At 67.1% G+C, this 18,087-nt stretch carries 18 protein-coding genes; 12 read left to right on the top strand and 6 right to left on the bottom strand.

Annotation, left to right across the window (positions count from 1 at the left end):
• Positions 1 to 34 precede the first annotated feature (34 nt).
• From HUN08_RS01005 to HUN08_RS00985, 5 genes are all read left to right on the top strand, one after another.
• The gene (locus HUN08_RS01005; protein ID WP_124245964.1) at positions 35 to 2,215 is read left to right on the top strand and encodes an MMPL family transporter; all 2,181 of its coding nucleotides are present in this window, start codon (positions 35 to 37) and stop codon (positions 2,213 to 2,215) included.
• Positions 2,216 to 2,254: 39 nt separating this feature from the next.
• Complete coding sequence (locus tag HUN08_RS01000; RefSeq protein WP_124245965.1) at positions 2,255 to 2,638, top strand: carboxymuconolactone decarboxylase family protein; 384 nt, start codon at positions 2,255 to 2,257, stop codon at positions 2,636 to 2,638.
• Between the two features lie 12 nt (positions 2,639 to 2,650).
• Complete coding sequence (locus tag HUN08_RS00995) at positions 2,651 to 2,791, top strand: hypothetical protein (protein WP_165353367.1); 141 nt, start codon at positions 2,651 to 2,653, stop codon at positions 2,789 to 2,791.
• Between the two features lie 128 nt (positions 2,792 to 2,919).
• Positions 2,920 to 5,178 (top strand): CocE/NonD family hydrolase, encoded by a 2,259-nt coding sequence (locus HUN08_RS00990; RefSeq protein WP_124245966.1) that lies wholly within the window; start codon positions 2,920 to 2,922, stop codon positions 5,176 to 5,178.
• Positions 5,175 to 6,347 carry an MFS transporter gene (locus HUN08_RS00985; protein ID WP_165353368.1) on the top strand — a complete coding sequence of 391 codons (1,173 nt, stop codon included), beginning with the start codon at positions 5,175 to 5,177 and terminating at the stop codon, positions 6,345 to 6,347. The genes HUN08_RS00990 and HUN08_RS00985 overlap by 4 nt, the downstream gene beginning before the upstream one ends.
• Positions 6,348 to 6,362: 15 nt before the next feature.
• On the opposite strand, the gene HUN08_RS00980 is transcribed toward HUN08_RS00985, so the two are convergent.
• On the bottom strand, positions 6,363 to 6,893 hold the full coding sequence (locus HUN08_RS00980; protein WP_301546828.1) for a hypothetical protein: 531 nt from the start codon (positions 6,891 to 6,893) through the stop codon (positions 6,363 to 6,365).
• 173 nt (positions 6,894 to 7,066) lie between these two features.
• Between HUN08_RS00980 and HUN08_RS00975 the strand changes: the two genes are divergently transcribed.
• The 6 genes from HUN08_RS00975 to HUN08_RS00950 all read left to right on the top strand — a co-directional run bounded on the left by HUN08_RS00975 (position 7,067) and on the right by HUN08_RS00950 (position 13,565).
• Positions 7,067 to 8,308: a helix-turn-helix domain-containing protein gene (locus HUN08_RS00975; RefSeq protein WP_124245969.1), complete on the top strand. Its 1,242-nt coding sequence runs from the start codon at positions 7,067 to 7,069 to the stop codon at positions 8,306 to 8,308.
• A 78-nt stretch (positions 8,309 to 8,386) separates the two neighbouring features.
• Positions 8,387 to 9,910 (top strand): aldehyde dehydrogenase family protein, encoded by a 1,524-nt coding sequence (locus HUN08_RS00970; RefSeq protein WP_124245970.1) that lies wholly within the window; start codon positions 8,387 to 8,389, stop codon positions 9,908 to 9,910.
• Between the two features lie 4 nt (positions 9,911 to 9,914).
• Positions 9,915 to 10,334 carry a DUF779 domain-containing protein gene (locus HUN08_RS00965; protein WP_124245971.1) on the top strand — a complete coding sequence of 140 codons (420 nt, stop codon included), beginning with the start codon at positions 9,915 to 9,917 and terminating at the stop codon, positions 10,332 to 10,334.
• A 153-nt stretch (positions 10,335 to 10,487) separates the two neighbouring features.
• Entirely contained in the window at positions 10,488 to 11,435 is a 948-nt protein-coding gene (locus HUN08_RS00960) for a diiron oxygenase (protein WP_124245972.1), read from the top strand.
• A gap of 6 nt (positions 11,436 to 11,441) precedes the next feature.
• Positions 11,442 to 13,043, top strand: coding sequence for an FAD-dependent oxidoreductase (locus HUN08_RS00955; protein ID WP_124245973.1), 1,602 nt, complete (start codon positions 11,442 to 11,444; stop codon positions 13,041 to 13,043).
• Positions 13,044 to 13,118: 75 nt separating this feature from the next.
• Entirely contained in the window at positions 13,119 to 13,565 is a 447-nt protein-coding gene (locus HUN08_RS00950; RefSeq protein WP_124245974.1) for a hypothetical protein, read from the top strand.
• Positions 13,566 to 13,737: 172 nt separating this feature from the next.
• On the opposite strand, the gene HUN08_RS00945 is transcribed toward HUN08_RS00950, so the two are convergent.
• The 3 genes from HUN08_RS00945 to HUN08_RS00935 all read right to left on the bottom strand — a co-directional run bounded on the left by HUN08_RS00945 (position 13,738) and on the right by HUN08_RS00935 (position 15,436).
• Positions 13,738 to 13,920, bottom strand: coding sequence for a hypothetical protein (locus tag HUN08_RS00945; protein ID WP_124245975.1), 183 nt, complete (start codon positions 13,918 to 13,920; stop codon positions 13,738 to 13,740).
• Positions 13,921 to 14,270: 350 nt separating this feature from the next.
• Positions 14,271 to 14,462, bottom strand: coding sequence for a hypothetical protein (locus HUN08_RS00940; protein ID WP_124245976.1), 192 nt, complete (start codon positions 14,460 to 14,462; stop codon positions 14,271 to 14,273).
• A 122-nt stretch (positions 14,463 to 14,584) separates the two neighbouring features.
• The gene (locus HUN08_RS00935) at positions 14,585 to 15,436 is read right to left on the bottom strand and encodes a triacylglycerol lipase (RefSeq protein ID WP_124245977.1); all 852 of its coding nucleotides are present in this window, start codon (positions 15,434 to 15,436) and stop codon (positions 14,585 to 14,587) included.
• A 59-nt stretch (positions 15,437 to 15,495) separates the two neighbouring features.
• On the opposite strand from HUN08_RS00935, the gene HUN08_RS00930 reads away from it, so the two are divergent.
• On the top strand, positions 15,496 to 15,999 hold the full coding sequence (locus HUN08_RS00930; RefSeq protein WP_367649929.1) for a very short patch repair endonuclease: 504 nt from the start codon (positions 15,496 to 15,498) through the stop codon (positions 15,997 to 15,999).
• On the opposite strand, the gene HUN08_RS00925 is transcribed toward HUN08_RS00930, so the two are convergent.
• Entirely contained in the window at positions 15,961 to 17,154 is a 1,194-nt protein-coding gene (locus HUN08_RS00925; protein ID WP_301546827.1) for a DNA cytosine methyltransferase, read from the bottom strand. The two genes, HUN08_RS00930 and HUN08_RS00925, sit on opposite strands and share 39 nt — an antisense overlap.
• A gap of 56 nt (positions 17,155 to 17,210) precedes the next feature.
• A complete protein-coding gene (locus tag HUN08_RS00920; protein WP_301546826.1) occupies positions 17,211 to 18,086 on the bottom strand; it encodes an NgoMIV family type II restriction endonuclease in 876 nt (291 codons plus the stop codon).
• Position 18,087: the final 1 nt, after the last annotated feature.

Raw genomic sequence — 18,087 nt, 5'->3', positions numbered from 1 at the left:
ATAACCCCCCAGGGGGATAATTCGAGAGGACGCCATGACCATCACCGAGCTGGACCCGGGCCACCAGAAGCGGCCCGGCACGGCAATCGCCGCAGACGAGGCCTACACCCACGCCGGTCCGCTGGGACGCCTCGGCGTCTGGGTCGTCTCCCACGGCAAGGTCGTCACCGCGGTGTGGGTCCTGCTGGTGATCGGCTTGGGGATCTTCGCCCCGTCGGTCGAGAAGAGTCTCTCCGGCGCCGGCTGGCAGGCCGACGGCTCGCAATCGGTGCAGGTCCGCGAGCTCGCCCGACAGCATTTCGGCGGCAACGCCTCGTCGGCCATCCAGGTCGTCGTCTCCGCCGACGCCCCGCTGACCACCGGCGACGGCCCCGCGGTGCTCGCCAAGGCGACCTCCCTGTTGCGGGCCGACCACCGGATCGCCGACATCATCGCGCCGACCCCCGGCGCGACACTCTCCGCCGACGGCAAGACCGGCATCATCCTGGCCGGCGCCGGTGCCGACACCAACGACATGGTGAAGGCCGCCACCGCGCTGACCCCCAAGCTCCACGACCTCTCGACGGGGACGGTCCGGGTCGACCCCACCGGCTCCTCGGTGCTGTGGTCGGACTTCAATCACGCCAATCTCGACGCGATGCTGAAGTCGGAGATGATCTCCTGGCCGGTGACCCTGCTCATCCTGGTCGTCGCATTCGGCGCGCTCGTCGCGGCGGGGTTGCCGCTATTGCTGACCCTCGCCGGGCTGGTCGCCTCGGCCGGTGTCCTGGTCCTCGTCAACACCGTCGTGCCGGTCTCGATTTGGGCGATGAACTTCGCGATGATGTTCGCGCTGGCCCTCGGTATCGACTACGCCCTGTTCCTGGTCGTGCGGTTCCGCGCCGCCCGGATGGGCCACGACATGCCGATGAAGCAGGCCATCGCGCAAACCCTAGACACCGCGGGCAAGGCCGTGCTGCTCTCCGGCATCACCGTGCTCGTCTCACTCTCGGCGGTCATGATCGTGCCGTCGCCGTCCTTCCGCTCGATGGCCGGCGGAATCATGATCTCGGTCGTCTTCATCCTGGCCGCCACACTGACGCTGCTGCCGGTGGTGTTGGCGAAGCTCGACCACCGCGTCAACAAATTCGCCCTGCCGTGGGTCAACGTCTCCGAGCACCGCTCCCCCGTCTTCGAGCGCTGGGGTGAGCGCCTGTGGCGCCAGCCGTTGCGCTGGGGTCTGGGGGCGTTGGCGGTTCTCATCGCCTTGGCCATCCCGGTGTTCGGCATGACCACCGCGATGCCGTCGATCAAGGTCCTACCGGCCGACGCCAGCGCCCGCATCGGCTACGACGCCGTCCAGAAGGCCTTCGGCGACGGGGCTCCCGGCACGCTGCAGATCATCGCGCCGGCCGCCCAGGCCGACGCCGCCGCGACGGTGCTGCGCGGCGATCCCGGCATCGCGGCGACCATGCCGGCGCAGACGTCCACCGACGGTTCCGGTCTGGCGCTGATCCAGGCGGTGCCGCGCGTCGACCCGTCCGACCCGGCATTGCCGGCCACCGTGGATCGACTGCGCGAACACCTGCCCACGGGGGCGATGGTCGGCGGTGCCGCCGTGGAGAACATCGACCTGAAGTCGGAGATCGACCGCACCACCCCGATCGTCATCGCGACCGTCATGGTGCTCGGCTTCCTGCTGCTGCTCTTCGCCCTGCAGGCCCCGCTCATCGCGTTGCTCGGCACGGCGGCCAGCCTGCTCTCGACGCTCGCGGCATTCGGCGTGGCCCGGCTGGTCTTCCAGGAGGGCATCGGCGCCTCCTTCTTCGGATTCGAGAGCCAGGGCTTCCTCAACGCCTGGGGCCCGGTGTTCTTCTTCGCGATGATCTTCGCCATCGCGATGGACTACACGGTGTTCCTGCTGGCCTCGGCCAAGGAGCACTGGGAGAAGGAGGGCACCCCCAAGGCGGCGATGGTCGGCGCGGTCGCGCACTCCGGTCGCGTCATCTTCGCCGCCGGCGGCGTGATGGTGGCCGTGTTCTTCACCTTCGCCCTGTCCGGCCCGCTGCCTCCGAAGGAGATGGGCATCATCCTGGGCGTCGCCGTGCTGCTCGACGCCTTCCTGGTCCGCCTGATCCTGCTGCCGGTCCTGCTGCGACTGACCGGACGCGCGGCCTGGGCGAGCCCGAGGTGGCTGCGACGCCTCCTGCCGAACATCACTTTCGCGCACGACTGACCTCTGACCACCGCTCGACCAACCCCGAAAGGAATCATCATGACCACCGCACACACCACCCCCTCCGGCTCGGAGACCCTGCGCGCTTTGACCCCGCAGCACCGGGAGCTGCGCAAGGCCATCCCCGAGGTCTACCAGGGCTTCGCCGCACTGTCCGGCGCCGCTTTCGCCGACGGCGCCATCGACCGCAAGACCAAGGAACTCATCGCGCTGGCCATCGGCGTGGTCGAGGGATGCGCCGGCTGCATCGCCTCGCACGCCCAGGCCGCGGCACGGGCGGGCGCCACCGACCAGGAGGCCGCCGAGGCGATCGGCGTCACCTTCCTCATGCACGGCGGCCCGGCCACCATCCACGGCGCCCGCGCCTACGAGGTGTTCCGCGAATTCAGTGCCGCCGCGGCTGCGGGCCAGCAGACGAGCTGAGAGGATAGGCCCATGTGTCAAGCAGTCCGTTGCCGTATCTGCGGCAAGACGACCTGGTCCGGATGCGGCAGCCACGTCGACGAGGTCCGCGCATCCGTCCCCGCCGACCAGTGGTGCGAGGGGCATCACCAGGCGCAGCAGCCCAAGAAGTAAGACCCAATTCGCGCCTAACCAACCGCAACTCGCACCCGCACCCCTAGAGTCTGAAAACGGCGGCGCCCAGATCGCGCCGAACGTCGGTCACGACGGCCAACGTCTCTAGCCCGGGGAGATCCACGCAGATGCGCCAGTTCTGGACTGCGGCGATGGCCGCGCTCGCCACCATCGCCCTGTCCATCGGACTCGCCACTCCCGCGACGGCGGCAAGCGCCATCGGCAGCGGCCACGGCAGCGTCTATCAGGCCTATCTGATCGACTCCCGTCCCGGCGCGCAGGTGAAGCTGGTCAACTCCGGCGGCGCGACCGTCGGCAGCGGGACCGTCGATCGGCTCGGCTCATTCCTGGTGCGCGACCTCCCCGCCGGCGGCGGCTACCGGTTCGTCGTCGACGGCACCGCGGGTAACTCCTTCGCCGTGCGCGGCGAGGCACCCCCGGACCGCGGCCTCTACCGTTCGCAGCACCTGCACCCGGGACTGAACTACGTGCGGATGCGCGACGGGGTCGAGTTGGCCGTCACCGTCCGGCTTCCCGACGGCAAGACGATGAACGACGGCCCCTTCCCCACGGTCATCGAATACTCCGGCTACCAGCACGCGGCACCGGGCAACTTCCTCGTCGGCGCCATCAAGGGGCTCGCCAAAGTGCCCGACCCGATGGCCCCGGCGACGGGCACGGTCCTCGGCAACCAGGTCGCCCCGACGGCCGGTTTCGCCGCGGTGAACGTGCAGATGCGCGGATCGGGCTGCTCCGGCGGCGCCTTCGACCTGTTCGACTGGCCCACCATCTACGACGGTTACGACATCGTCGAGACGGTCGGCGCACAGTCCTGGGTCAAGCGCCACAAGGTCGGCCTCGTCGGGATCTCCTTCTCCGGCATCTCCCAGATCGCGACGGCCGGCACCCATCCGCCGAGCCTGGCGGCGATCGCACCGATGAGCCTCACCGACGACCTCTACTCGACCGGGTTCCCCGGCGGCATCTTCAACAACGGCTTCGCCAACTCGTGGCTCACCGAACGTCAGGACGACGCCGAGCCGGCGCCGCAGGGCGGGCAGCCGTATGCGCGGGAACTGGTCCGACGCGGCGATCGGCACTGCGCGGCCAACCAGAAGCTGCGCCTGCAGACCCAGCGGATCAAGCAGCTCATCGAGGCCAACCCGACGCGGACGGTGTCCCTGCTGGAACACCGCTCGCCGTCGTACTGGGCCGAGAAGGTGAACGTGCCGGTCTACTTGGTGGGCGCGCTGCAGGACGAGCAGACCGGCCCCCAGTGGACCGAGATCATCAAGCACTTCCGCAACAACCCCAACGTCTGGGTGCGCATGATGAACGGCGCCCACCTCGATTCACTCGGCCCACAGTTCCTCGGCCCCTGGTACGAATTCCTGCGGATCTACCTCGACCAGACGGTGCCGCAGCCGAACCCGGCCCTGAGCGCGTTGATGCCGGTGGTCTACGCCGCGGTGACCGAGGCCCCGGGGCGTCCGATCGTGACCGCCCGGCACCCGGAGGCGACCAACCTCGCGCAGGCCAAGGCGTTCTTCAAGCGGGACCCACGCGTGCAGGTCTTCTTCGACAACGGGTCAGGCACCCCCATCCCGGGCAACATGTCCGCACCGTGGTCGCGCGGCTTCACGTCGTGGCCGGCCAATGGGGTCGGCGACGGGGTGCGCTGGACGCTCGACGCGGGCGGCCGGCTGACGCGCACGCCCGGACCGTCGTCGTCGGTCTCCTTCCGCCCGGATCCGGCGGCGCGACCGGCCGGGACGATGCACGCGACCGGCGCCTCGACCAAGCCGTGGGCCGCCGGTGCCACCTACGAGTGGGCCCCGGTTCCGGGTCGCGCGGGCGTCGGCTTCACGACCGCCCCGCTAGGGAGCGACCAGCTCGTCGTCGGACCGGGCAGCGTCGACCTCCGACTGTCGTCGTCGGCCCCGAACACCGATCTGCAGGCGACGATCTCCGAGGTCCGACCGGACGGCACGGAAATCCTGGTCACCTCCGGTTTCCTGCGGGCCTCGCTGCGCGCGACCAACGCGGCGGCCACCCCGCTCGACCCGACGCGCGACTGGCTGGACCCGAGCCCGCTCGTCGGCACACAACTCGCGCGGATCCAGCTGGCCTCGCTCGGCCATGTGTTCCGCCAGGGCTCCCGAATCCGCGTGACCATCACCGCTCCCGGCGGCGACAAGACCACCTGGCGCTTCGCCACCCCGAACACCGGCGGACGCGTCGTCGACACGCTCGGGTTGGGTGCGGGCGGTTCGACGTTGGTGCTGCCGGTGGTCCCCGGCCAGCGCGCGGGCGGACCGGCACCGGAGTGCCGGGTGCTGCGCGGCCAGCCGTGCCGGACCTACCGCCCGGCCTTCAACGGCGGGTGACCACCCGGGTGGCCGACGGCGGTTTCCACCGCGGTCTGCAGACGTCGACCTTCCTCGCCGTGGCCGTCGCCTTCGCGGCGCAGGGCTACGGGTACGCCGCGATCGTCTCCGCCCTGCCGACGTTCAAGGAGCGGATCGGCGCCTCGGAGACCGTGCTCTCCGGGATCATGCTGGCCGTCGGGATCGCCGCGGCGGGCGGATCGGTGCTCGCCGACGCGATCGCAGTCCGCCTGGGCAGTCGGTGGGCGCTCACCGTCGGATTTCTCATCCAGGCCGCGTTCCTGCTCGTCGCCATCAACACGACGTCGCTGGTCGTCTTCACCGCGGCCGTCACCGTGTTCGGCGTCGGCCTGGGCTGTGTCGACGCCTCGGCCAACATGGCCGGCGCGCTGGCCGAGGCAGCGTCGTCGCGACCGGTCTTCGGGCGGCTCTACGCCGCGTACACGATGGCCGCGATCATCGCCGCGCTCGCCACGGCGGGGGTCCACACGACCGACTGGTCCCGGACCGCTCCCATCGCACTCGGCGCCGGGTTCGCCGTGGTCGCGGCGCTGCTCGTACTGCGCTACGGCGACCGGCACGTCGCACCGCGGACCGTCGACGGGAAGCCCGCTTCCGAGGAACGGCTGCCGTGGCGCGGCATCTGGCTGGTCGGCGGCCTGGTGTTCTCCGCCTTCGTCGTCGACTCCGCGGTCGCGACGTGGAGCACGGTCTACATGCAGGACGGCCTGCACGCGAAGGGCTCCGTCGCGCCGCTGGCCTACGCCGCCTATCTCGGCATCGTGTTGCTCGGCCGGTTAGCCGCCGACCCGATGGTCCGACGCTGGGGCCGCACGACGACGGGATTCGTCGGCGTCGCCATCGCCCTCGTCGGGTGTGTCGTCGTCACGACGCTGCACACGACCGTCCCGGCGGTGATCGGATTCGCCCTGGCCGGCACCGCTGCGGGCCTGCTGGTCCCCGTCGCGTTCAGCTGGGCGGGCGAACTCCTACCGGACCGCGGCGACGAGGTGATCGCCCGGGTCAACCTGTTCAACTACGGCGGTGCCCTCATCGGCGCGGTCGCACTGGGCGCGCTGGCGGGCAACGCGGCGACTCTGGGAGTCGGGTTCGCGTTGCCCGCCCTCGCGCTCATCGTCGCGCTGCCGCTGCTGCGCAAGCACCGGTAGCCGGGCGGATACCGATCAGCTCAGCCCCATATCGCGGAAATACTGGGTGATCGGGTCGGCCGGTGCCGGGTTGGGGACGCCCGGCCCGTTCTTCGGCAGCAGCTTGATCGGCTTCTGCGGCAGCTTCTGCTTGGCCGGGGGTGTCACCGGCGGCGGCGCGGGATCCTTCTTGACCGTCACCGTCCCGGATGCCCCCGCCTTGTACTTCGGCGGGACGAAGGAGGCGTCCTGATAGGACTTGCAGAGGATGACGATCTTGTGATCGCCGTAGGAGCTGTTCACGTACCCGCTCCCCTTGCTGCCCTTGGCGATCTCGAAGGCCGGGGAATTGTGCCCGTCGACGGTCCACCCGCACGTCATATCCCGATCCAGCTGGTTGAACGCCTGGAAGGCGATCTTGCCGCCGCTTCCCCCGTAGACCGTCATGTCGAAACCGACGATTGACGCCTGCACCTTGGTGGCCGCCTCGGCACCGCCGGCCGCGGCCGCCGCGGCCGCAACCGCCAGGGACGCGATCCCCAGCGCCATCGAAATTTTCCTCATCATCTGACTCCTTGTAGGCCGACAGCTCGTCGGGTCCGTTGTTGGCAGAAGCGACGTTAGGGACTCTTCGGGCGTAGGCCCCGAGTAGCGGACTACTCGATTCTCTGCTTCAGGTTGTTGCCCAGGTCACACCGGGCGATGCACAATCGCAGGTAACCCGCAGCAGAGGATTACCCATGGGCACCGCCGCCTCTCCCACCGTGCGCGTCAAGCGCGCGCACGAACAGTTCCTCTCCGGGGTCCTGCCCGCCGAAGGCGCCGTTCGCACGCTGGTGCGTGAATCCTGGGTTCGTTCGCGTGAACGAGGCGTGGACCCCGGTGCCACCGAGCCCGAGCCCGGCGCGGTCAGCGACGCCGAATTCCGGGCCTATCGCGATTCCCACCGACTTTCGCTGTCGCGGCCATTGATCCAGTCACTGCTGGTGGAAGACCTCGTCGACGTCGACGCCGTCGTAGCGGTCACCGACGCGCAGGGTCGCCTGCTGTGGGTGGACGGGTGCCGTTCGGCACGCGCGGCAGCCAGCCGAATCTCGTTCGTCGAAGGAGCTGTATGGAGCGAGAAAGCCGTGGGCACCAACGCCCCCGGCCTCGCGCTGACCGTCGACCGGAGCGTGCAGGTCATCGGTCCGGAGCACTTCCTCGGATCGGTACAGAACTGGAACTGTTCGGCGGCACCGATCCACGATCCGCACACCGGAGCGGTGCTGGGCGTACTGGACATCACCGGTGGCGACGCGGCTGCCGCACCGTTCGCCCTCACCGCGGTCCGTTCGGTCGTCGCCGCGGTCGAGCGCGAACTCGGCGCGACCTCGACGAATCTCGACCCAACCGACGGGCGACCATTCCTCACGATCCTCGACGACGGGCCGCCCACCTGGCTGGCGGGCGGTGCCACCAAGCAGCTCTCGCCCCGGCACGCAGAAATCTTGCTCCTCCTCCAAGAACATCCAGAGGGGCTGTCTACCGACCAGCTCGCACTGATGCTCACCGACGCGGGGCTGGGCTCGGTGACGGTTCGCGCAGAGATCTCACGTCTGCGCCGGACGCTTGGCGACATCGTCGAGTCCCGCCCGTACCGCTTGGTCGTCGACTCCGAGTCAGACGTCGCGCAACTGCGCGCGCACGTCGCCACCGGCGAATTGCCCGCCGCAGTCCGCACGCTGGGTCGCGGCGGGCTGCTGGCAGACTCGAACGCCCCCGGCGTCGTCGAACTGTTCGACGAACTTCTCGTCGACCTGCGCTCACGCCTGGTCGTCGCGGGAGATGTCGCAGCGCTCGAATCGTGGGTCGATTCGCCTCTGGGCCGCGACGACTTGACCGCGTGGTCGCAGCTCGCGCACAGCCTCCCGCCCGGGCATCCCGGTCGGGCTCGGGCGAGCGGCCGCGCACGCCTGCTGGATCACCGTTTGGGCCGCTGAGCACTGCAACGTCGTTGCAACCTTTCCCTTCCTACAGTGTGATGCACCTCACCAGATGGACACGAAGGAGCGGGAACCATGACCGTATTCGCCAAGCCGGGCACCGACGGCGCCGTGATGAGCTACGAATCGCGCTACGACAACTGGATCGGCGGCAAGTGGGTTCCGCCGGTCAAAGGCCAGTACTTCGAGAACCCGTCGCCCGTCGACGGCAAGACCTTCTGCGAGGTGGCCCGTTCGACGGCAGAAGACATCGACCTCGCCCTCGATGCGGCCCACGACGCCGCACCGGCCTGGGGCAAGACATCGGTGGCCGAGCGTGCCGTCATCCTCAACAAGATCGCCGACCGCATCGAAGCGAATCTGCAGAAAATCGCCGTCGCCGAGACCTGGGACAACGGCAAAGCGGTACGCGAAACCCTCGCTGCCGACATCCCGCTGGCCGTCGACCACTTCCGATACTTCGCCGGCGTGATCCGCGCCCAGGAGGGCGGGATCTCCGAGATCGACAACGACACCGTCGCTTACCACTTTCACGAGCCGCTCGGTGTCGTCGGCCAGATCATCCCGTGGAACTTTCCGATTCTCATGGCGACGTGGAAGCTGGCTCCGGCACTGGCCGCGGGCAACTGTGTGGTCCTCAAGCCGGCCGAGCAGACGCCCGCGTCGATCCTGTACTTGATCAGCTTGATCGGCGACCTGCTTCCCGACGGCGTGCTCAACATCGTCAACGGCTTCGGCGTCGAAGCAGGCAAGCCGTTGGCGTCGAGCAACCGGATCAAGAAGATCGCGTTCACCGGCGAGACCACGACCGGTCGTCTCATCATGCAGTACGCCTCGGAGAACCTGATCCCGGTCACACTGGAACTCGGGGGCAAGAGTCCCAACATCTTCTTCGACGACGTGATGAGCTCTGACGACGGCTTCCTCGATCGCGCACTGGAGGGCTTCACCATGTTTGCCCTCAATCAGGGTGAGGTCTGCACCTGCCCGAGTCGTGCGCTGGTGCAGAACGGAATCTACGACGACTTCCTGGGGAAGGCCGTCGCCCGCGTCGAGAAGATCAAACAGGGCAATCCACTCGACACCGACACGATGATGGGTGCGCAAGCTTCCAGCGATCAGTTCGAGAAGATCAAGTCGTACCTGTCCATCGGCAAAGAAGAGGGAGCCACGGTGCTCACCGGTGGTGAGCCTTTCGAGGCCAGCGGCGACCTGAGCGAGGGCTTCTACATCAAGCCGACGGTGTTCGCCGGTAACAACGACATGCGAATCTTCCAGGAGGAGATCTTCGGCCCGGTGCTCTCGGTGACGTCGTTCACTGACTACGACAACGCGATCGAGATCGCCAACGACACGCTCTACGGTCTCGGCGCAGGGGTGTGGAGCCGCAACGGTGCGGTCGCCTACCGCGCCGGCCGCGATATCCAAGCAGGCCGGGTGTGGACGAACACCTACCACGACTACCCGGCGCACGCGGCCTTCGGCGGCTACAAGCAGTCGGGGATCGGGCGCGAGAACCACCTGGCGATGCTCGAGCACTACCAGCAGACCAAGAACCTCCTGGTGGGCTACGCCCAGTCCGCCAAGGGATTCTTCTAGACCGATGCCGCACTCAACCACCCCCGAGCGCGTGGTTGCCACCGACTCCGCCGTGGCGCTCCTGACCAAGTTGTCGGAGCTCCACGGCGGGCTCATGATCCACCAGTCCGGCGGCTGCTGCGATGGCTCGGCCCCCATGTGCTACCCGGTCGGCGAGTACCGCATCGGTCAGCGCGACGTCCTCGTCGGCGAGGTCGACCTCCCCGCCCCACTCCCGGCGGTACGCGTCTGGATCAACGGTGACCAGTTCAAGCTCTGGAAGCACACACAACTGATCCTCGACGTCGTACCCGGTCGAGGCGCGGGGTTTTCGCTGGAGGCGCCCGAAGGTGTCCGGTTCCTCTCTCGCTCACGGGTCTTCTCCGACGACGAGAACGCCGCCCTCGACGCCTCTCCGCCGCTCACCGGGGCCGAGCTCACGTGAGGGTGTCCTCGGTGGCGTCCGTATCGGCCGCCTGCAGCAACTCGGCTGCGGACCTCTAGTGCCGGCACGACGGGACTGCTATTGTTACATCAATCAATGGCACAGTTGGCGCTGTCATAGTCAGCGTCCAACGCAATGCGGATGGAGGCCACCATGACCGCAGCGATGAAGAGCAACTCCCCGTCGTCGAATCCCCTTGCGGAGATTGCCGTCAGCCTGCCCGACCAGGGCGTCGAAGAGGTGTCGGAGCGCCTCGTCGACTCGGCCGCGCGCCTCTCGCGCAACGCCATGACGGAGATCGACTGGTCGGCGCCGATGGACCCGGACAAGTACGGATGCAGTCCGGAATGGTCCTCGCTGTACGACACCGACTACTGGCATGAACTGACCGAGGAACAGCGCATCTCCCTGACCCGGCACGAGTTCGCGTCGATCATGTGCATCGGCATCTGGTTCGAGATGCTGCTGCAGGAGTTGGTGCTGAACGACCAGTACCTGGGCGACTATCACAGCTCCGAGTTCCAGTTCGCCCTCACCGAGATCGCCGACGAGTGCCGGCATTCGATGATGTTCGCCAAGGCGTCGGAGAAGATGGTCGGCAAGTCCTACCGCCCGAACCGCCGGATCGGCCAGGCCGGGCGGCTCTTCAAGCTGGTCGCGCGCAACGAGGTCGCCTACGCCGGGATCCTCGTCGCCGAGGAGGTCCTCGACGTCTTCCAACGCGGCTGTATGCGCGACGAGCGGGTGCTGCCGTTCATCCGCACGGTCAACGAGATCCACGTGCTCGAGGAATCGCGGCATATGAAGTACGCGCGCGAGCAGGTACGCGAGTCGATGCGCAACGCCGGGTGGTTCCGCCGACAGGTCAGCGCCCTCGTCGTGGCGATGGGCGCGCTGATGATCGTGCTCAACCTGATTCGACCGCAGGCCTATGCCGACGCCGGCCTCGACGCCAAGCGGGCCTGGCACGAGTCCCGCCGCAACGCCCACTTCGCGTCGATGATCCGCAGCGGATGCACCCACCTCATGGAGTTCCTCGACGAGGTCGGCCTGCTCACCAAACCGGCGATGCGGTACTACCGCATGGCCCGCATGATCTGAGGCGGCGTGGCCTTCGTCATCACGCAGTCGTGTTGCAGCGATGCCGGTTGCGTCTCGGTCTGCCCGGTCAACTGCATCCACCCGACGCCAGAGGAACGCGGATTCGGGACGTCGGAGATCCTGCACATCGATCCCGACACCTGCATCGACTGCGGTGCTTGCGCCGACGCGTGTCCGGTGAACGCGATCTTCCCGGCCGACCGCCTCGCCCCGCGCGACCGCGTCTTCGTCGACATCAACGCCGAGTTCTACAAGAACAACCCCGACGTGTCGACGGGATGGGGCGACGTCACCTATCCGACGATTCCCCGGCTGCCCGACGGGTTGCGCGTGGCGATCGTCGGCACCGGCCCGTCGGGCGGGTACGCGCTGCGGACGCTGCTGCACCGCACGCAGGCGCGGATGACCGTCCTCGACAAACTCCCGACGCCGGGCGGGCTGGTACGCGCCGGTGTCGCACCGGATCACCCCTCCACCAAGGACGTGATGCGCACCTTCGACCTCTGCTATCGCGACCCGCGGGTCACGATGGCGACCAACGTCGAGGTCGGCCCCGACGCGGCCGCCGGCCAGATCACGCCGGCCGAGTTGGCGGAACATTTCGACGCGGTGTTCTACGCGGTGGGTGCGTCACAGTCGCGGCGCCTGGACATTCCGGGTGAGGACCTCGACGGGTCGATCGCCGCGAGCGACCTCGTCGCCTGGTACAACGCGGTGCCGGACGCGGTCGGTCCGCCGATACCCGCCCTGTCCGGTCGACTGGGTTCCGGGCGGGCCGTCGTCGTCGGGACCGGGAACGTCGCGCTGGACATCGCACGGATGCTGGTCTCACCGCCAGAAGCATTGGCGCGCACCGACATTGCCGACCGTGCGCTGCGGTTGCTGCGGGAGCAGAACGTCGGGGAGGTCGTCGTGCTCGGGCGTCGCGGGCAGGATTCCGCGGCTTACACCGACGCCGAGTACCGGGCGTTGGCCGCCGTGCCCGATGTCGAGGTTGTCGTGTGCGCCGAGGCCGACGGACCGCTGCCGGACCTGTCCGGGCCGGTGGCTCTCGGTCGCCGCCGCATCGTCTTCCTGTTCCACACCTCGCCGGTCGGCATCGACGGTGACGAGCGCGTCGAGTCCGTGACCGTGGCGACCGGCGGACGCGAGCACCGGATCGCCGCCGACTTGGTGGTCCGCTCGATCGGATACCGCGGGACGCCGATCACCGGATTGCCCTTCGACGAGGAGTCCGGCCGATTTCCCAACGTCGACGGGCGGCTCGTCGGCGACGACGGCGAGGTCGTCCCCGGTGCGTACGTGATCGGTTGGGCCGGGCGCGGGGCCAGCGGCGGGATCGGCGCGAACAAACTCGATGCGCTCGGGGTGGTCGAACGGTTCGTCGGGGATGTGGCCGACGGGGCGGTGACGCCGGGAGGTCGAGACGCCGGGACCTTCGACGAGTTGTTGCGGTCTCGTCGTCGAAAGGTGGTCGGGTATCGCGGAATGCGCCGGATCGACCAGGCCGAACGCGCCGCCGGCGCCCGTGAAGGACGGCCGCGGGTGAAGTTCACCGAGTTGGGCGAAATGCTCGCCGTCGCCGGGCGCCGACGCGGAATCGGGTAGTCGGCTACTCGTTTCCCACGGTCGGCGTCCTCCTAGCGTTCTCCCTGTCAATCGTTACTCGGACAGGAGAACAACATGAACACTCGAACGCGATCACTGGCCGCCGCCCTCGTCGCGGCCTCGGCCGCCAGCACCCTCGTCGGCCTGGGCGTCGGCTCGGCTTCGGCCGCCGGACCGGCCGGGGAACTCATCGGCGGCCGCGGAAGGATCAAGGTCGTCGTCGACAATTCGGCGACCACGACGCAGATGTCCTGCAAGCTGCAGATCGGCGGCTATACGCCGTTCTCCTCACCGTTGTCCGTCGGGCCGCACAGCACGCGGTCATTGGTGAAATCCGGCGTTTCCGCAGGTAATCACCTCACGCAGATCCTGTGCAAGAAGTTCGGCACCAACGTCACGGTGCTGCAGAAGAGCCGCGTCCTCACCGTTGCTCAGCCCAACCCCGGGACCGATTCGATAGACCTGATGTTCGCGAACATGGGCAGTTCGTCGATGGTCAGCGACAAGACGCTGCTTCCGTGACGCTTTCGGCGGTGGTCGAGTAGTTCTGACGGTGGTCGACGATCCGACGGTGGTCGAGCAGTTCTGATGGCGGTCAAGCCTCACGATGGTGGTCGAGTGGATCCGAGCCCCTGGGCGAGGAACCGTATCGAGACCACGCAAGCCGAAAGACGAGGCCCCCGGGGCGTCGAACCTAGTGACCCAAGCCGGGGATCAGGCTGGCGCCGGTCGCGTCGACGTACAGCATGTTCGCGAACGCCGTGACGATCAGGAACAGACTGACCACGATCGCCGACAGGATCACCGTGACGCGACGATGGGCGCGCTGGGCCGGCGGGGTGACGATGCTGTGCTTGCCGGTGTGTCGGATGGTCATGGCTACCTCCCTGGTGTGCCTGTCCATCAAGGATCGCAGGTTTGAGATCGTAAAGGAACGCGCCTAAGCACCCTCCGACCGATCTAGCAGCTAGTTCCCAGGTTCGGGTCATTCGACCAAGTGCTCAAACGACCCGCGGTGGTTGCGTATCGACGAAGCACGGTGGTCGAGTGCCGACGAAGCACGGTGGTCGCGTATCGACGAAGCACGGTGGTCGCGTATCGACGAAGCACGGTGGTCGAGTGCCGACGAGGCGCTAGCCGAGTCGGTGTATCGAGACCCCAAGCGGTGTATCGAGACCCCGAGTTGGCGTATCGAGACCTCGCAAGACAACCTCGCAACGCGACCGGTCAGCGCGCCACGGTCGCGATGAAGGGGATGAGTGCGGAGCCGGTCTCGTTGAAGTGGACCTGGTTGGCGACGATGGCGCCGATCATCGACGAGCTGCCGACGATCGCTCCGATCATCATCGTGAGCGGTCGTCGGAGGCCGTGGTGGGCGAGCGGGATCGCGGAGCCGTGGCCCATGTGACGGATCGTCATTGCGGCCTCCTCGGGTCGACGGGGGACCTCAAGGTTGACACCGAAGTCGACCGGGGGAAATACGCTCAAGCACCCCCGAACGAACCTCGCAGCAGGCTTTCAGTTTTCGAATGTTCGACTAACTACGTGGGCATGTCGGGACCGCAATGGACCGGTTGCCGAGTAGCCGGATCGAGCGCGTTCATAATCATTCGCCGGACAGTCGGGCTCTTCGACATCGCGTCGTGCCCGACCCGCATGTGCGGGCAGTACGACTGGACCAGCACGTTGCGCACGTTGGGGGCCGCCTTCATGAAGGATACCGACGGCGGGTTGACGACCTCGTCAGTGCTGCTGGCGATGTTCGCGTACTCGATGTTCGGGTAGTTCTTGAAGTCGTAGACCGAGCGATCGGCCAGGCTGTCGCAGAGCGGGCACAACGACCGCCGCTCCTTCGGCACTCTCTTGAGGAGGGCACTGATCCCGGCGGCGTCCGGCGAGGCGGAGACCGCACCGGCCAGGTTGACGATGCGGCGAGCATGCCGTGCTCCCCCGTAATACCGCAGGTAGGACAGCTGCAGTGTCGCGCCCTGGGAGTGGCCGACGAAGTCGAGCTGCTTTGCCCCGGTCCGTTTCATGACGACGGCGACGAAGGCGGCCAGCTGTCTCGTCGAGGTGCCGAGTCGGTCGAGACCGCCGTAGCCGGGGAGTCCCGGCAGCACCCCCACCGTCACGGTGTAGACGCAGTAGCCGGCGCGGGTGAGAGCCGGCGAGAGCGTATGCCAGTTCTGGTTCTGGTTGGCGGTCGTCCCGTGGACCAGGACCACTGGAACCGGATGCGCCGCACTCCGACAGGCCCAGTTGTTGGCGCCGGGTGGCGGCACGTCGGTGCGGTCGTCGGCCGACGCTGCCGCGATCGGTGCTAGTGCGGTCAACAGGGCGACGGCGATCGCCGTCATCCCCACACGCCGGCGCGACATCGAACTACGAAGCATGATCCCTCCTATGTCTGCCGCGACGCTACTCGCGACAAGTACCACCAGGTCGCGTTCGGGTGGACAATGACCATGTGGCCCAACCTCGCAGCGAAGTCAGCTGGGCGTCCTCGGCTGCCGTCCGTAAGTCGATGCAGGGGAACCGGCGACGAGACACCGCTCCCGAAATGGCCGTTCGGCGCCTAGTTCACGCCGCTGGTCTCCGTTACCGCGTCGACTACGCGCCGCTACCGGAAATGCCCAGACGCAAGGCCGACTTGGTGTTCACCCGCGCGAAGGTGGCCGTCTTCATCGATGGATGCTTCTGGCATGGGTGTCCGGAGCACCGCCAGGTACCGAAGACCAACGCCCAGTTCTGGTCAGACAAGATCGCGACCAACCAAGCACGAGATATGGACATGGATCGAAGCCTGACCGACTCCGGCTGGACAGTCATCCGCTGTTGGGAACACGAGGATCCCTTCGTCGTCGCCTCCGCAGTAGCGGACGCTGTCGGGCGCGGAGAACGTCAGAACGCTCGCGACTCAGACCGCGATAGGTGCGTCCTCGCGGACCGCACCTAGCGGCGGGCCAACGAGGAGGGTTGACGACTGGGCATTGACGTCCCGAACGATGGTTTCGCGGACTTGCGCCGCGACCTCATCTGTCGGCCGAGACCAACCTGCTGCCTTCCTGGCGAAGAACTCCTCGTCCAGTCCGATCTCCAGTCCAAGCAGATGGGCAAGGAGATGAGCGCCAAGGCGCGGCGGGATTGCGTTACCGATCTGCTGTGAGATGTCGCGTCCTCGCCAAGGGAAGTCTTCAGGGAAGGTCTGTAGCCGGCCCGCGTCCTGCATCGAGAGGCGTTCTTCCCGACCGGAGTCGAACTTCAGTCGGTTCCGGGACGCCTTACCGGTAACAGTGAAGGCGGGGCGATCATGCCTCCGCTTGCAGCGCTTTGTGGCATCGCCACCGAGACTGTAGTTCGACACGACGGTGAAAGGTGCGGACGTGTCGAGTGCGTCGGCCATCGAACGCCACTTGGGGAGGCTATCTTGAGCAGCTTCCGCAGCCCCTGTGTACCTCTGATGTGTCGGTGCCGGAAGCCATACGTCCTCCGGGGCGACGCCCAGTCGCGCGGTCAGAATCGCCCTACGCCGTGTTTGCGGTACCCCGTACTCTTCGGTACGCAGCACCCCCACATCCGTCCCATACCCGTGCGCCTCCAGCACCGCTGCGACAGCGCGCCAGACGGGCTCGACTGCCGGTACCTGCTCCAGCATGATCGCTTCGTAGGGGCGTTCATCATTGATTGCAGAAAGCGCCCAGATCAGTGGTTGCAGTACGAGGCCTGTCCTTGGATCACTGTGCGTAGCAAGCTCACCGAGAACGTCGTCCAGATGGCCCGCACCCAGACGCTCGACAAGCTCGATCACGTGCGCCAACGCTCGACGACCGTGGCCCTTGCCGGCGACGGTGTAGGTCTGACATGGGGGACCGCCGGTCAGGACATTGACGGAATCATCGAAATCGGTCGCCGCCCAGTCGCGGACGTCAGCCAGAATCGAACTGAGCCCGGCAGCTTCTCTGGTCTTGACCGCAGATTCATCGAATTCGATTCCTATCGATGGAAGCTGCAACCAGTGTGCTGCTGCATCGAGGCCACCGGGGCCCGCGAACAGATCGACGACCATGGGTGCCGCGACGGTCGGGAGCTTTGGCGGGTCGTTTCGACTCATACCCCAGAGCCTAGCCGGCAGATCTGACAACCCCCTTCACCCACGCCGGCGAGACCTCAGATCAAGGGATCAGGCGGGCGTGGGAGCGTCTCGACTTCGCGAACGAGGTCAGAGAACGGCCTGATGCGCCCTTGACGAACCATTCGATCCAGTTGGGCAATCTGCTGCGGCATAGCTCGAATCGATTGGGCACCCAATTGTTCAGCCGCCTCGCGCAACGCGTCGAACGCGACATGGTAGACGCAGTCGACAGAACCCGATCCATCCGCCAGGAGACGGAGCATGGTCGGCCGAGGTTCCATGGTGACGACTGCGTAATGGGGCATATGACCACGTCGGAGCGACACAAGTTTGCCCCCTTGAGAAACGCAGTCCTGTGCTCTGTCGGTTCTCAGTGACCATTTGGAACTCAGCCCAAGTAGGAGCCGACCACCACGGTCGGGCGTCGAAACCGCCACGTCCAGCTTCAGCACCGATTCCTCAGCCAGATTCTCCTTCAGCCACTGAAGCAGGCTGCGATTCTCGGCTGCGTGACGCTGGATCGTCTGGAGCTGCCGACGTAGAGCCGCGACAGGCCGTGACGGATCCAACTGGTTGGCCGCGGCAATCGCTCGTTCGATTCGCTCCAGATCATCGTTGTACTTCGACGTGAAACTCTTCATCTGGCGCAAGTGAGCGTACTGCGCGAAGTCGGTAGCCATACACGACCGATCGACCAGCAGATCGGGCCGGGCAATGCGGAGTTCCGCGACAACTGCCTCCTCGAGCGCAGACCCAACGCTCGGGACCTCCCGAGCATCCTGCGGAACTCCGAGCGCATGAAACATGGCCTTCCCCCAACGAATCGAGTTCTGGTCGGCCTTGTCCGAGGTGGACGGGAGATGCGACTCGCGGTACCCACACAACCCTTTTGCGAATTCTGGATCGCCCACG

This window comes from Gordonia sp. X0973, assembly GCF_013348785.1.
GTDB lineage: Bacteria > Actinomycetota > Actinomycetes > Mycobacteriales > Mycobacteriaceae > Gordonia.
Note: the sequence above shows the minus strand (reverse complement) of the source record. Positions and strands in the feature narration are given on the sequence as shown.